Genomic DNA, 12,861 nt, shown 5'->3' on the forward strand with positions numbered 1-12,861 from the left:
CCGGTTCCTGCACTCGCTGAATCCACACACCGGCGGGCGACCGATGAGGAAGCCCCACCTGTGTCGAACAACCGTGACCTCCGCCTGTCCCGCCGCAAGCCGAACAAGCGGACTCTCGATGAGTTCTTCAACAACCACCACAACACCGGCTTCGCCGACTTCTTCGCCGTCCCCGACGGCTGGGAGCGCTGGGCCGACACCCACCGCGGGCCCGAACCGCGCCCCGCCTGGCTGCTGACCGGCCCCGGGGTCGCCGAGCGGGACATCCGCATTCTCAAAACCGGCAAGGAAGCCGACGTCCACCTGATCGAGCGCAGTCACGTCGACGGCACTGCTGAAAGCCCTGGCCGTACGGTTCTTCTCGCGGCCAAGCGCTACCGCGACGGGCGGCACCGACTGTTCCGCCGCGACGCGTCCTACCGCGAGGGCCGCGACATGCGGGCCACCCGCGAGGGGCGCGCACAGGACAAGGCCAGCTGGTCGGCGGACGAGGAACTGTCGTACGCGGGCTGGGCGGGCGTCGAGTTCGACACTCTGTGCAAGCTGTGGACCGCTGGCGCTCCGGTGCCGTACCCCGTGCAACAGAACGGGTCCGAGGTGCTCATGGAGTACCTCGGCTCGGACACCGGCTTCGGCGCACCCAGACTTGCCGAACTCCGCCCGGATCGCGCCGAGTTGTACGAGCTGTGGGAACAACTCGTCGATTCCATGCGCCTGTTGGCCCGCGCGGGCCTCGCCCACGGCGACCTGTCGGCGTACAACCTGCTTGTGCACCACGGACGACTGATGATCATCGACCTGCCGCAGGTCGTGGACCTGGCGCAGAACCCGCAGGGAGTGGACTTCCTGCACCGGGACGCACGGAACATGGCGAACTGGTTCCGGCTGAAGGGGATGGACGAGCAGACGTCCGATCCGGCGGCGCTGCTGGAACTGCTCTGCTACGAAGCCGGGTTGAGCTGAGTCGCGCCACTCGTCAGTCCGAGCCCTGAAGCGCCGCTTCAGGGCCCGGACTCCGTTTCAGGGCCTGGCCACCACGTCAGAGCCCGGACGTTCCTCCGGGACTGGAAACCAAGAATCCAAGCAAACAGGCCACCCGATCGAGTGAAAATGGCGCAAGAACACCTACCCCAGGGCTGAAGTTCTGCATACTTAATAGGCGCATTTTTGCTATGTTAAGGAGTGGGAAATTGCCCAGAGAGCGCCCTGACCAGCAGATTCACGACTCCTTGAAGTCGGACATCCCAAGGTCAATCTGTACCCCAGCACAGGAGTACCTGGACACGTTCCGGGTCGTCGTACTCAACGGCCCCCGCCAGGCCGGCAAAACGACCATCCTCAAACACCTGCGGGCCGAACGGGGCGGGACCTGGCTGACCCTCGACTCAGAGCCGCTTCTGCAAGCGGCTCTCAATGACCCCATCGGGTTCATCGCCGACAGATCCGCACCGGTATTCATCGACGAAGTCCAACGAGCGGGCGATCCCCTGATCCGGGCAATCAAGCATCGCGTCGACAGCAGCCGAGACCGGGGCCAGTTCGTCCTCGCCGGTTCGATGCGTTTCCTGACGGTTCCCTCGATCTCCGAATCATTGGCCGGCCGCGCCGGCATCCTCGATGTATGGCCCTTCTCCCAGGGGGAGATGGCAGGTGCTCGGGAGCGGTTCATCGACGTACTGTTCGCCGACCCTGACTCCTTGCGGAAGAGAAGCGCGTCGACGCAGACGAGGGCCGACTATTTCCGTCGGATCCACGCGGGCGGGTTCCCCGAACTCGTGGGAAGAACCTCCTCACGCGCCCGTTCGGCTTGGTTTCGTGCCTACCTGTCCACAGTGCTTGAGCGTGATCTGCGCGAGGTCACGCGAATCAACCTACCGAGCGCTGCCAGCGTCATACTGCGCTACCTCGCATCGGTGACTGCCCAGGAGGTCAACGTCTCAACAGTGGCGAGCAAGACGGGCCACAGCCGGGCTACGGTCGAACGCTACCTAGATCTCCTGGAAACCGTCTTCCTGATTCACCGTCTGCCTGTGTGGTCGAGAAACCTCACCGCCCGGACGGTCAAACGCCCGAAGGTCCACATCACCGACACCGGGCTTGCAGCACATCTCCTCGGCGTCGGACCGGGCGCGCTGGCTTTGCCCGTAGCACCCGGCCGCGGTCCTCTGGTTGAGACGTTCATCGTCAACGAACTCGCAAAACAGGCCACTTGGGCGGAGACGGAGGTACGGCTGCACCACTGGCGCGATCATCGAGGAACAGAAGTAGATGTCGTTCTGGAAACCCCCGACGGCCGAGTGGCAGGTATCGAGTCGAAGGCCGCCGAAACCGTCGACCTGGCGGACTTCCGCGGACTGGTCGCCCTTCGGGATTCTTTGGGCGAAGCCTTCACCCATGGCTGCCTCTTCTACACCGGGCAGCACGTGCTGAACTTCGGCGACCGGTTGAGTGCGGTCCCGATCAGCGCCTTGTGGGACCAGCATTGAACCGATACCGCGGGGGCCTGCCGCTGCGTCCCGACCGCCAGGCTCGCGGCCGGGACGAAGCCCCACGCCTACAGCGTCGGTGTCAGCGGTGCCCGGTTCTCCCCCAGCACATCCGCCGCAACCCGGCTCCGGTGGAACCTGGCGTCCCCGTACGCCGCTCCCAGCGCCCAGGCCCGCTTCATGAAGAGCTGGAGGTCATGCTCCTCGGTGTAGCCGATCGCACCGTGGACCTGGAGAGAGTTCCGCGCCGCCAGATCCGCTGCCTCAGCGGCGTAGATCTTGGCCATGGAGACGTCACGGGGCGCTGATTCCAAACCGTTCGCGAGCGAGTACGCCGCGCGCATCACCACCGGGCGGGCGAACTCCAGCTTGATCAACACGTTGGCCAGATGGTGCTGTACGGACTGGTGTGTGCCGATCAGCACTCCACGCTGGACCCGCTGTTTGGCGTACTCGACGGCCATGTCGAGCATCCGGCGGGTCAGCCCGAGCAGCAGCGCAGAAGCACCGAGTGCCGCGATGTCGGCGGCACGGGCGAGCGCGGCCGAGGCGTCGGAGGCCACCAGGGTTTCGGGGGTCAACGCGACCTCTACCGTGTAGAGCTTGCGGCTGCGGTCCACTGAGGGCTTCAACCCGAACACACAGTCAGCCGGGTTGACGACATGGATGTCGCCGTCGGCGGTACCGATAACGATCAAGTCGGCCGAGGCAGCCTCCACCACGTACTTCTGGCCCGGGAGCCGTACAGCGGCCGTCGCCTCACCTGCGGCGATCTTCTCCAGCCACCCGGAGGCGGACGCGCACGACGCCAACAGCACGCAGGCCGCCGCGTTTTCGAGCAGCGGCTCGGGCAGCCCGGCGTAGCCGGCCTCCTCAAGCACCGCGGCCAGTTCGGCCACGCCCATGCCCAGGCCGTCGTGCTCCTCGGGCACCACGATCCCGGTGACGCCGACCTTGGCGAGTTCGCTCCACAGCGCCAGCGCGGAGTCGGCCGCCCACGCTTCGCGGATCTTCTCGGTGCTGCACTGGTCCGCCAGGAAGTCCCGGACGGTCTCGCGGAACAGCTGCTGGTCTTCGGTATATGCCAGACGCATCGTGTTTCACCTTTTCCACATGGCCCGCGCCAACGAACCGACGAACGAAGTGCGGAGGGCGGTCGCAGACCGCGGTTTGACGGGTTCCAGAACGCAAGCGAATCCGTTCGTTGCGTTCGACGACTGGGCGAAGCGAAGACGGTGACCGGATTCAGCCGCGCTTGGCGCCCGCCCGGGGCAGCCCGAGGATGCGCTCGGCGATCGTGTTGCGCTGGATCTCGTTCGTACCCGCGTAGATGGGTCCGCCCAAGGCAAAGAGGAAGCCCTTCAACCACGGCGACTCCCCCGCGTCGAGTTCACCGTCAGCGCTCAGCAACTTCAGTGCTGTGGCGTGCAGTTCGACGTCCATCTGCGACCAGAAGACCTTGTTGATCGACGAGTCAGCGCCGATCTGGCCGCCGGTCTGGAGCTTGGTGACCGTGCCGAAGGTGAACAGGCGGTACGCCTCGGCGTCCATCCAGGCCTGCAACACCGCATCACGAAGGTCGGCGGGCGAACCCACCCGCTTGTACAGCTCGACCAGCCGATCAGCTGGGGCGATGAAGCGGCCAGGACTGCGCAGGTTGAGACCGCGCTCACTGCCGGTCGTGGCGATCATGATCTTCCAGCCCTCCCCGGGGTCGCCGAGCACGTCCGCGTCGGGGACGAAGACCTCGTCGAGGAACACCTCGGCGAAGCCTGGTTCGCCGTCCAGCTGCGGGATCGGACGGACCGTCACACCGGTGGAGGACAGGTCGACCATGAAGTACGTGAGACCCCGGTGCCGGACGCTTTCCGGGTCGGTGCGGAACAGACCGAACAACCGGTGGCCGAACGTGCCGCGTGAGGACCAGATCTTCTGACCGCTGAGCAGCCACCCGCCGCGCGAGTCGTCCCGTACGGCCTTGGACCTGACGTTGGCCAGGTCGGAGCCGGCCTCGGGCTCGGACCAGCCCTGGACCCAGATCTCTTCGGCTGCGGCCATCTTCGGGAGATAGCGGTCCTGCTGCTCTTTTGTGCCGAACTCGAAGAGTGTCGGCGCGAACAGGAAGATGCCGTTCTGCGAGACGCGTCCCGGAGCACCCGCACGGTAGTACTCCTCCTCAAAGATCAGCCATTCGACGAGCGATGCGGCCCGGCCGCCGTACGCCTCCGGCCAGGAGACGACCGCGAGCCGGGCTGCGAAGAGCTTCGTCTCCCACGCCCGGTGCAGCGCGAAACCGGCTTCGGTGTCCATGGAGGGCAGCGGTTCGGCCGGGACGTTGGCTTCGAGCCAGGTCCGGACCTCCGTGCGGAATTCCTGTTCCGCTGTGGTGAACTCCAGATCCACTGGGCTCCTCCTCACACTGTGCGCATCAACGGCATGGCCGATGCTCCGGGTAGGCTTACTGACGGACCGTCAGGTTATCGGCACCGGACCGACCGCCGACAGTCGCCCGCCGTGTCATCCCCGACACGTCCACCACAGCACGGCTGGGACGCACAGCCGATCAGCAGGAGGTCGCCATGCCCGAGGCATACATCGTCGAAGCCGTCCGTACGCCGGTCGGCCGTAAAAAGGGGTCGCTCGCCCCCGTCCACCCGGCTGACCTGGGCGCGCACGCCATCAAGGCGCTGATCGAGCGCTCCGGCATCGACCCGGACGTCGTGGACGACGTCGTCTTCGGCTGCGTAGACGCGATCGGCCCGCAGGCCGGCGACATCGCCCGTACGGCCTGGCTCGCGGCCGGCTACTCCGAGGCTGTGCCCGGCACCACCATCGACCGGCAGTGCGGCTCTTCGCAGCAGGCCATCCACTTCGCCGCACAGGGCGTCATGTCCGGCACCCAGGACGTGGTCGTCGCCGGCGGTCTGCAGAACATGAACCAGATCCCGATCTCCTCCGCGATGACCTGCGCCAAGGAGCTCGGCTTCACCGACCCGTTCTCCGGTTCGAAGGGCTGGGTCGCGCGGTACGGCAACGAGCCCGTCGACCAGTTCTACGGCGCCGAGCTGATCGCCAAGAAGTGGGACATCTCCCGCGCGGAGATGGAGCGTTTCGCGCTGGCCTCGCACGACCGGGCGATCCACGCGATCGACAACGGCTACTTCGAGCGGGAGATCGCGCCGATCGAGGTGGACGGTCAGCTGATCAGCGTGGACGAGTGCCCGCGGCGCGGCACCACGCTGGAGAAGATGGCCGGTCTCAAGGAGCTCATGGCGGGCGGCCGGATGACGGCGGCCGTCGCCTCGCAGATCTCCGACGGTGCGGCGGCCCTGCTGATCGTGTCCGAGAAGGCCCTTGAACAGTACGGTCTGACGCCGCGTGCCCGGATCCACCACCTGAGCGTGCGCGGCGCGTCGCCGATCGAGATGTTGTCCGCGCCGATCCCGGCGACGCAGTACGCCCTGGCCAAGGCCGGGATGACCATCGACGACATCGACGCGATCGAGATCAACGAGGCGTTCGCGCCGGTCGTGCTGTCCTGGATGAAGGACATCAAGGCCGACCACTCCAAGGTCAACCCGAACGGCGGCGCGATCGCCCTCGGCCACCCGCTGGGCGCGACGGGCGCACGCCTGATGACAACGCTGCTGCACCACCTGGAGCGCACGGGCGGCCGGTTCGGCCTCCAGACGATGTGCGAGGGCGGCGGCCAGGCGAACGTCACAATCATCGAGCGCCTGGGCTGACCAGAACAGTCCCTTCAAGATCAGATGCCCTGTGCTTGCGCGTGACGCGAGCACAGGGCATCTGATCAAGGAAAGCGCGAACAGGTCAGCCTTCAAGATCCCGCAGCACCTGCGAAGCCTGGGCCACGATGCGGTTGATGAGCTCCTCGCACGACGGCAGGTCCTCGATCACGCCGACGACCTGGCCGGACGCCATGACACCGAGGTCCGGGCGGCCGTCGACCATCGCGGCCTTCAACAGCATCGGGGTGTTCGCCGCCATCAGTACCTGCGGCCAGCTCAGGCCCTGCGACTTCTTCATCGCCAGGCCCTCGCGGACCATGTCCTTGATGGGGGTTCCGCTGAGTTTCTGGAACTTCAGCGCGTTGACGATCGCGCGCGGGTAGCGCTTGGCCAGCGCACCCTGCTCCAGCCGCTTCACGAAGTCGGTGGCAAGCACCCGGTGCGGCACTCCGTCGACCTCACGGGAGACCATCGTGCCGGTCACGTCGGTCTTGAGGTAGACCTCCTTGACCGCGCTGCCGACCGGGCTGTCGCTGGTCAGCAGGAACCGGGTGCCCATCGCGACGGCATCGGCGCCGTACGCGAGCGCGGCCGCCAGGCCCCGCCCGTCGAAGAAGCCGCCGGCCGCGATGACGGTCACGCCGGTGCCCTTGAGCACTTCGGTGACCTGCGGGAGCAGCAGCGTCGTGGGGACCGATCCGGTGTGGCCGCCGCCCTCACCGCCCTGCACGATCACACCGTCCACGCCCCACGCGGCGACCTTCTCCGCGTGCCGCTTGGCGCCGATCGACGGGACGACCAGCATGCCGAGGTCGTGCGCCCGGGTGATCAGGTCCTTTTTGGGAGCCTGGGCGAACGAGGCGACCTTGATGCCCTCACGGCCCATGAGATCGATGCGGTCGGCCGCATCGGGGGCGTCGGCGCGCAGGTTCACGGCAAAAGGCTTGGCCGTACGTTTCTTCACGTCCGCGATGGCCAGCACGAGTTCGTCGTACGACATCGTGGCCGAGGCCAGGATGCCGAGCCCGCCGGCCTCCGCCGTGGCCCCCACCAGCTTCGGGTAGGAGACGTAGCCCATGCCGGTCTGCACGACGGGGTACTGCACGCCGAACTTCCCAGTGAAGGAGTTCCGCAGCGCCGGATGCACGTCAAGGGTCATGCCGGGACCTCACGCAGGCGCATGCCCCGCGGGTCGATGACCTCGGCGATGAGCTGAAGTTCGGCAGACGACGGCGTACGGGTTTCCGGCACGTCGGCCGGGATGATCAGTTCGAAGCCGGTGGCGGCGACGACCTCGTCCAGCGTGACGCCCGGGTGCAGCGACTTCAGCGTCATCTTCTGCACGCCGTCGCCCGGGTCGGTGAACTCCAGCACACACAGGTTGGTGATCACGTGCCGGACCTCATGGAACCGGCCCGCAGGACCGAGCGCGGCGGCGCGGTCGTAGCCGACGCACGACACCATGTCGACCTTCGGCATGAGCACCCGGGTCGAGTGTTTCGGAATCCAGTAGCTGGTCGCGTGGTTGATCGTGTTGCCCGGACCGCCGCGCGAGCCGAGCACCTGACGCTTGGGCTTGGCCCAGTCACCGATGCACGAGATATTCGCGTTTCCGTACGCATCGATCTGGACCGGACCCATCATCACGTGCCGGCGGCCACTGGCGAGGATGTCGAGCACCTGGCGGTAGGGGATCCAGCCGACGGTGGCGAACTCGTCGGGGCGCGCGCCCACCCGGGCGGTCCCCTCGAAGAATTCCGAGACACCGTCGCTCAGCATCAGGTCGGGCTCGAAGGTGGCGCGGGCCAGACGGGCGCCGATGGTGGGGACGGCGCCCATCGGCGAGCCGATGATCTCCCCGTCGCCGCGGAACGCCTCGGCGACGGCGGCGACGCAGACGTCCGCGCGGGTGGCTTCAAGGGTCACGGTCACTTGGCGTTCTCCTCACGGAACTTGGCGACCTCAGCCTGGTAGGCGGCCTCGTCGGCGGTCTTCAGGAACCGGTCCTCGAAGGCCTTCCAGGCCTCCGGGTCACCGGCGGCGGCGACGTACGCCTTCTGGAAGGCCTCGTCGCGGTTGTACTCCGGCGGGCACTCGGTGAAGTGGGCGCCGTTGGGGGCCTCGACCACACCGTGTGTCATGTACCGGTGGATCACCAGGGTCCGTACGCAGCCGGCCTCCTTGGCGAGGTCCTCGGAGGGCACGATCCGCTCGACGGAGACGTACGCCTTCTTCGCCGCGAGGCAGAAGAGGTCGTCCATGTACGGGTCAGGCCCGGTCAGGGCCGCGTTCCCCTTCTCGTCGCCCACGTTGGCGTGGATCAGCGCCACGTCCAGTCCGAGGGCGGGCATCGCGACGAGGGTCTCGCCGGAGCCGTACGGGTCCTCGATCGTCTTCAGGCCCGGGTTGACGGTCATGATGTCCGATCCGAGTCCGGCCCGGACCACCGCGAACGGCAGCCGGTGGGCGGCGGCCCGCAGGCCGGTGAGGAACATGCCCTCGTCGTACTCGACCGCCTCGACCAGGGCGTTCTCCCGGACGTACCGGAAGTTGGGCTCCAGCGGTATGGAGTCGAGGGACGCGAAGGCGTAGACGATCTTCTTCGCTTTTCCGGCCCGGGCGAGGAGCCCCAGGTCGGGTCCGCCGTACGAGACGACCGTCAGGTCCTTCAGACCGGACCGCAGGACCGCGCGGACCAGGGCCATCGGCTTGCGCCGCGAGCCCCATCCGCCGATGCCGACGGTCATACCGTCGGTGAGCTGGGCGACGACCTCGTCGGGCGTCATGCGTTTGTCAGCCATGCTGTTTCCTTTCGGGCTCCAAGCGTGGGCGGAACCCGGTCGTCGCCTACTTGCTGGTGTCGGCGTCGCGGCCCTCGACGAACGCGTCACGCAGTTCGTCGGAGACACCGGTCAGGTTGAGTTCAAAGGTGAAGCCCTGCTCGTAGCGGTACGAGCGCTTCACGTCCACCGGGTCGATGCCGTTGAGCGAGGCCTTGGCGGCGCGCATCACAGTCGGCGACTTCGCGGCGATGGTCCGGGCGACCTCGAAGGCGGTCTCGACCAGCTTGTCGCGGTCGACCACCTTGTAGATCGAGCCGTACGCGTGCAGTTCCGCGGCGGTCGCGTTCTCGCAGGTGTAGACCATCTGACGCATCCGGTGCTGCGGGACCAGCCGGGCCAGGTGGGTGGCCGCGCCGAGCGCGCCGCGGTCGACCTCGGGCAGGCCGAAGAAGGCGTCGTGCGAGGCGACGACGATGTCGGCGTTGCCGACCAGGCCGACTCCGCCACCGACGCAGAAGCCCGCGACGGCCGCGATGACCGGGACCTCACAGTCGTAGACCGCCGCGAACGCGTCGAAGCAGCCCTTGTTGGCGCCGACGAGGTGGTCGAAGCCTTCAAAGGCCTGCACCTCCTTGATGTCGACGCCGGCGTTGAACCCACGGCCTTCGGCGCGCAGGATCACAACGCGCACCTGCGGGTCGCGACTCGCCTCGCGCAGGCGGTCGGCGAGCTCGAACCAGCCGGCGACGGTGAGCGCGTTCACCGGTGGGGCGTCCATCACCACTTCGGCGATGCCGTCGGTTACCTCGTAGCGGATAGCCATTCCAGATCCCGTCCAGCAGTGGGTACAGGTTTGCGGTGCGATTTCAGCGTGTGCGAATCAACAGCAGCCGAGTGGCTGGTGGGGCACGAGTCGCCCCGTGTGATCCCATCCACTCAATCTGACTAAGCGTCAGATTTCTGCCACCATAGTTGCACGCACGCGGGGCACGCCAGACAACGCCCACGTGGCGCTGACGACACCCCGCGGAGGCTTGAGAGATGACCGACCCACTCGACATGACCGGCAAGGTCGCCCTGGTCACCGGCGGCGGCAAAGGCATCGGCCGGGGGATCTCCGAAGCCTTCCTGGCCGCTGGGGCCGACGTGGTCGTGTGCTCCCGCACCGAGCCGGAGTCACTCCCCTCGGCGGGCGGACGCACCGCTGTCTTCACCCCCGCGGACGTCCGCGACCCGGACGCGGCGACTGCGGCCGTCGAATTCACGATGGCGCGCTTCGGGCGGCTCGACATCCTGGTCAACAACGCCGGCGGGGCCCCCGAAGCCGACGCCGCGACCGTCTCGCCGCGCTTCTCCAAGGCGATCATCGAGCTGAACCTGCTCGGTCCGCTGAATTTCTCCCAGGCCGCCAACCGGGTGATGCAGGACCAGGCCGACGGCGGATCCATCATCAACATCTCCAGCGTCAGCTCCGTCCGCCCCTCCCCGGGCACCGCCGCGTACGGAGCGGCCAAAGCGGGGTTGAACTCCCTGACGCGCTCGCTGGCGGTGGAGTGGGCACCGAAGGTGCGCCTCAACTCGGTCGTCGTCGGACTGGTCCTCACCGAGCAGGCCGGCCTCCACTACGGGGACGAAAACGGAGTGGCGGCGGTCGCGGAAACCATCCCGCTGGGCCGGATGGCGGACCCCTCGGATGTGGCCGACTGCTGCCTCTATCTGACCTCCCACCTGTCACGTTACGTAAGTGGAGCAGAACTCCTGATGCACGGCGGAGGGGAAATGCCCGCTTTTCTGCGTGCCTCGAAAGGCGCGTCTGATCACGTACCCGTAAACTGACGCCATGACAGGACAAGTCCGTACCGTTGACGGCCGCGTTGCCGGACGACGAGGGCAGGCAACGCGCCAGAAACTGCTGGACTGCCTGCGGGAAATGCTCGACACATCGCCGTATCGCGACGTGAAGGTCATCGACGTAGCCCGCATGGCGGGGACCTCTCCGGCGACCTTCTACCAGTACTTCCAGGATGTCGAGACGGCGATCCTGGAGATGGCTGGCGATATGGCCAGGGACGGCCAGAAACTCAAGGGCCTGGTCGACGGTCAGAACTGGGCCGGCAAGACAGGTTACGCAGCGGCAGAAGAGCTCGTAGACGGCTTCCTGACCTTCTGGAGGCAGAACGAGTCCCTTCTCCGGGTGGTCGATCTGGCCTCCGCGGAAGGCGACAAGCGGTTCCATAAGATCCGCCAGTCGATTCTGACCGTCGTGACCGGCTCACTGGCTGAGGCCATCAAGGACCTCCAGACCAAGGCCAAGATCACGGACGGTGTCGCGCCGAACGCCATGGCGGGCACGCTCGTCGCCATGCTGGCGGCCGTCTCCGGCCACCAGAAGGGCTTCGAGGCCGCCAAGATCAAGATCAAGGAAGTACGTCCGGCGCTTACGGCGCTGGTCTACTGGGGCGTCACCGGCAAGAAGCCCCCGAAGTAAATCGCACTCCCCGCAGTGCACGGCAGTACCCCCGCAGCGCCCCGCAGTCCCCAGCAGTTCCCGCAGTTCCCGCAGTTCCCGCAGTTCCCGCAGTAAAAACCAACCCAAGAGCACTTTGCGTACGTGAATGCGTACGCAAAGTGCTCTGTTTTTTTTGCGTCCCGGTCAGATCCCCGCCGTTTTTCGCGTCCCGGTCAGATCCCTGCCAAGGCGGCGATCCGTTCCCGCTGAGCCGTACGGTTTTCGAACAGGAGAGCGGAACTTGTCGCGCGCTTCAGATACAGATGCGCATCGTGCTCCCAGGTGAATCCGACGCCGCCGTGCAGTTGGACCGTCTCCTCGGCGATATGCCGGTACGCGGCCACCGCCACGGACATCGCCACCGGGGCCAGTACGGCGGCTTCAGGGTCATTCACAGCCATCGCCCAGGCCGTGTAATACACCGTCGACTTTGCGGACTCGAGTTCCACATAGAGGTCGGCGCAGCGGTGTTTGTAGGCCTGGAAGGAGCCGATCGGGCGGCCGAACTGCTCGCGGACCTTCGCGTACTCGACGGTCAGGTCCAGACACCTGGCCGCGCCGCCGACCGATTCGGCGGCCAGTGCCAGCTCGGTGACCGCCCGGACTTTGTCGAGCACGTCACCGGCGTCCGCGCGGACCAGCCGGGCCGGTGTCGCGGCGAACTCCAGGCGGGCCTGGTTGCGGGTCTGGTCGAGGACGGGCAGTTTTGTCCGGACGAGACCTTCGGCGTCGCCGGCCGCGGCGAACAGCGCCGGGGCGCCGTCGAGGTCCGCCACCACGAGGACCAGGCCGGCGATGACGCCGTCCACGACGTGGGTCTTCGTGCCGTCGAGGCGGTACGGGTCGGCTCCTGGCGTCGTGACGCGGCCGGCTCCGGACGCCGTGACCGGGCCGTTGAGCGCGAGCGCGCCCAGGAGTGCGCCTGCGGCGAGGCCGGGCAGGAACTCCTGCTTCAGCTGTTCGTCGGCTCCGTGCAGCAGCGCGGTGGCCGTCTGGACGGACGTGGCCAGGAACGGTGACGGGTAGAGTGCCCGGCCCATCTCCTCGCAGGCGACGGCCAGTTCGGCGAGGCCGAAGCCGACGCCGCCGTACTCTTCGGGGACCGCCAGGCCCGGCAGGCCGGTCTGTCCGCACAGCCGCTGCCACAGGGCTTCGTCGTAGCCGGTGTCCGACTCCATCGCGGCGCGCACGGCCGGTGAGTCGGCGCGTTTGCCCAGGACGTCGCGCAGCGACCGGCGGATCTCCTGCTGCTCTTCGCTGAACCCGGTGTCCATGTGGAGCACTCCTTCGTCTTCGCTGCGAGCCTGCCGTCACCACCAGGGCACGCAGCGCCG

At 67.1% G+C, this 12,861-nt stretch carries 12 protein-coding genes; 5 read left to right on the plus strand and 7 right to left on the minus strand.

Annotation, left to right across the window (positions count from 1 at the left end; genetic code table 11):
• Nucleotides 1–60: 60 nt before the first annotated feature.
• Nucleotides 61–963 (plus strand): RIO1 family regulatory kinase/ATPase domain-containing protein, encoded by a 903-nt coding sequence (locus AC0Z36_RS11780; RefSeq protein ID WP_485462744.1) that lies wholly within the window; start codon nt 61–63, stop codon nt 961–963.
• A 227-nt stretch (nt 964–1,190) separates the two neighbouring features.
• Nucleotides 1,191–2,486, plus strand: a complete 1,296-nt coding sequence (locus AC0Z36_RS11785; protein ID WP_485462745.1) for an ATP-binding protein — start codon at nt 1,191–1,193, stop codon at nt 2,484–2,486.
• A gap of 68 nt (nt 2,487–2,554) precedes the next feature.
• Here the strand turns inward: AC0Z36_RS11785 and AC0Z36_RS11790 are convergent, their stop codons facing one another.
• Together AC0Z36_RS11790 and AC0Z36_RS11795 are read right to left on the minus strand one after the other, a co-directional pair.
• Nucleotides 2,555–3,580: an acyl-CoA dehydrogenase family protein gene (locus tag AC0Z36_RS11790; protein ID WP_485462746.1), complete on the minus strand. Its 1,026-nt coding sequence runs from the start codon at nt 3,578–3,580 to the stop codon at nt 2,555–2,557.
• Nucleotides 3,581–3,731: 151 nt separating this feature from the next.
• Nucleotides 3,732–4,889: an acyl-CoA dehydrogenase family protein gene (locus AC0Z36_RS11795; RefSeq protein ID WP_485462747.1), complete on the minus strand. Its 1,158-nt coding sequence runs from the start codon at nt 4,887–4,889 to the stop codon at nt 3,732–3,734.
• A 176-nt stretch (nt 4,890–5,065) separates the two neighbouring features.
• On the opposite strand from AC0Z36_RS11795, the gene AC0Z36_RS11800 reads away from it, so the two are divergent.
• The gene (locus AC0Z36_RS11800; RefSeq protein WP_485462748.1) at nt 5,066–6,232 is read left to right on the plus strand and encodes an acetyl-CoA C-acetyltransferase; all 1,167 of its coding nucleotides are present in this window, start codon (nt 5,066–5,068) and stop codon (nt 6,230–6,232) included.
• An 85-nt stretch (nt 6,233–6,317) separates the two neighbouring features.
• Here the strand turns inward: AC0Z36_RS11800 and AC0Z36_RS11805 are convergent, their stop codons facing one another.
• The 4 genes from AC0Z36_RS11805 to AC0Z36_RS11820 are packed head-to-tail and all read right to left on the minus strand — an operon-like array spanning nt 6,318 to nt 9,841.
• Complete coding sequence (locus tag AC0Z36_RS11805) at nt 6,318–7,394, minus strand: NAD(P)H-dependent flavin oxidoreductase (protein WP_485462749.1); 1,077 nt, start codon at nt 7,392–7,394, stop codon at nt 6,318–6,320.
• Entirely contained in the window at nt 7,391–8,167 is a 777-nt protein-coding gene (locus AC0Z36_RS11810; RefSeq protein WP_485462750.1) for a CoA-transferase subunit beta, read from the minus strand. The genes AC0Z36_RS11805 and AC0Z36_RS11810 overlap by 4 nt, the downstream gene beginning before the upstream one ends.
• Complete coding sequence (locus AC0Z36_RS11815) at nt 8,164–9,036, minus strand: CoA transferase subunit A (protein WP_485462751.1); 873 nt, start codon at nt 9,034–9,036, stop codon at nt 8,164–8,166. The genes AC0Z36_RS11810 and AC0Z36_RS11815 overlap by 4 nt, the downstream gene beginning before the upstream one ends.
• A gap of 46 nt (nt 9,037–9,082) precedes the next feature.
• Complete coding sequence (locus AC0Z36_RS11820) at nt 9,083–9,841, minus strand: enoyl-CoA hydratase family protein (protein ID WP_485462752.1); 759 nt, start codon at nt 9,839–9,841, stop codon at nt 9,083–9,085.
• Between the two features lie 218 nt (nt 9,842–10,059).
• Between AC0Z36_RS11820 and AC0Z36_RS11825 the strand changes: the two genes are divergently transcribed.
• Together AC0Z36_RS11825 and AC0Z36_RS11830 are read left to right on the plus strand one after the other, a co-directional pair.
• Nucleotides 10,060–10,854, plus strand: a complete 795-nt coding sequence (locus tag AC0Z36_RS11825; RefSeq protein ID WP_485462753.1) for an SDR family oxidoreductase — start codon at nt 10,060–10,062, stop codon at nt 10,852–10,854.
• Nucleotides 10,855–10,858: 4 nt separating this feature from the next.
• The gene (locus AC0Z36_RS11830; protein ID WP_485462754.1) at nt 10,859–11,506 is read left to right on the plus strand and encodes a TetR/AcrR family transcriptional regulator; all 648 of its coding nucleotides are present in this window, start codon (nt 10,859–10,861) and stop codon (nt 11,504–11,506) included.
• Nucleotides 11,507–11,700: 194 nt separating this feature from the next.
• Here the strand turns inward: AC0Z36_RS11830 and AC0Z36_RS11835 are convergent, their stop codons facing one another.
• Nucleotides 11,701–12,801 carry an acyl-CoA dehydrogenase family protein gene (locus tag AC0Z36_RS11835; protein ID WP_485462755.1) on the minus strand — a complete coding sequence of 367 codons (1,101 nt, stop codon included), beginning with the start codon at nt 12,799–12,801 and terminating at the stop codon, nt 11,701–11,703.
• Between the last annotated feature and the right edge of the window lie 60 nt (nt 12,802–12,861).

The sequence above is a fragment of the Kitasatospora sp. UYEF31 genome (genome assembly GCF_057291755.1).

What these genes read in the sequence shown, in the direction of transcription:
- AC0Z36_RS11820 (WP_485462752.1), bottom strand. Translation starts at nt 9,841, where the DNA reads ATGGCTATCCGCTACGAGGTAACCGACGGCATCGCCGAAGTGGTGATG.
- AC0Z36_RS11830 (WP_485462754.1), top strand. Translation starts at nt 10,859, where the DNA reads ATGACAGGACAAGTCCGTACCGTTGACGGCCGCGTTGCCGGACGACGA.
- AC0Z36_RS11800 (WP_485462748.1), top strand. Translation starts at nt 5,066, where the DNA reads ATGCCCGAGGCATACATCGTCGAAGCCGTCCGTACGCCGGTCGGCCGT.
- AC0Z36_RS11790 (WP_485462746.1), bottom strand. Translation starts at nt 3,580, where the DNA reads ATGCGTCTGGCATATACCGAAGACCAGCAGCTGTTCCGCGAGACCGTC.
- AC0Z36_RS11805 (WP_485462749.1), bottom strand. Translation starts at nt 7,394, where the DNA reads ATGACCCTTGACGTGCATCCGGCGCTGCGGAACTCCTTCACTGGGAAG.
- AC0Z36_RS11835 (WP_485462755.1), bottom strand. Translation starts at nt 12,801, where the DNA reads ATGGACACCGGGTTCAGCGAAGAGCAGCAGGAGATCCGCCGGTCGCTG.
- AC0Z36_RS11815 (WP_485462751.1), bottom strand. Translation starts at nt 9,036, where the DNA reads ATGGCTGACAAACGCATGACGCCCGACGAGGTCGTCGCCCAGCTCACC.
- AC0Z36_RS11825 (WP_485462753.1), top strand. Translation starts at nt 10,060, where the DNA reads ATGACCGACCCACTCGACATGACCGGCAAGGTCGCCCTGGTCACCGGC.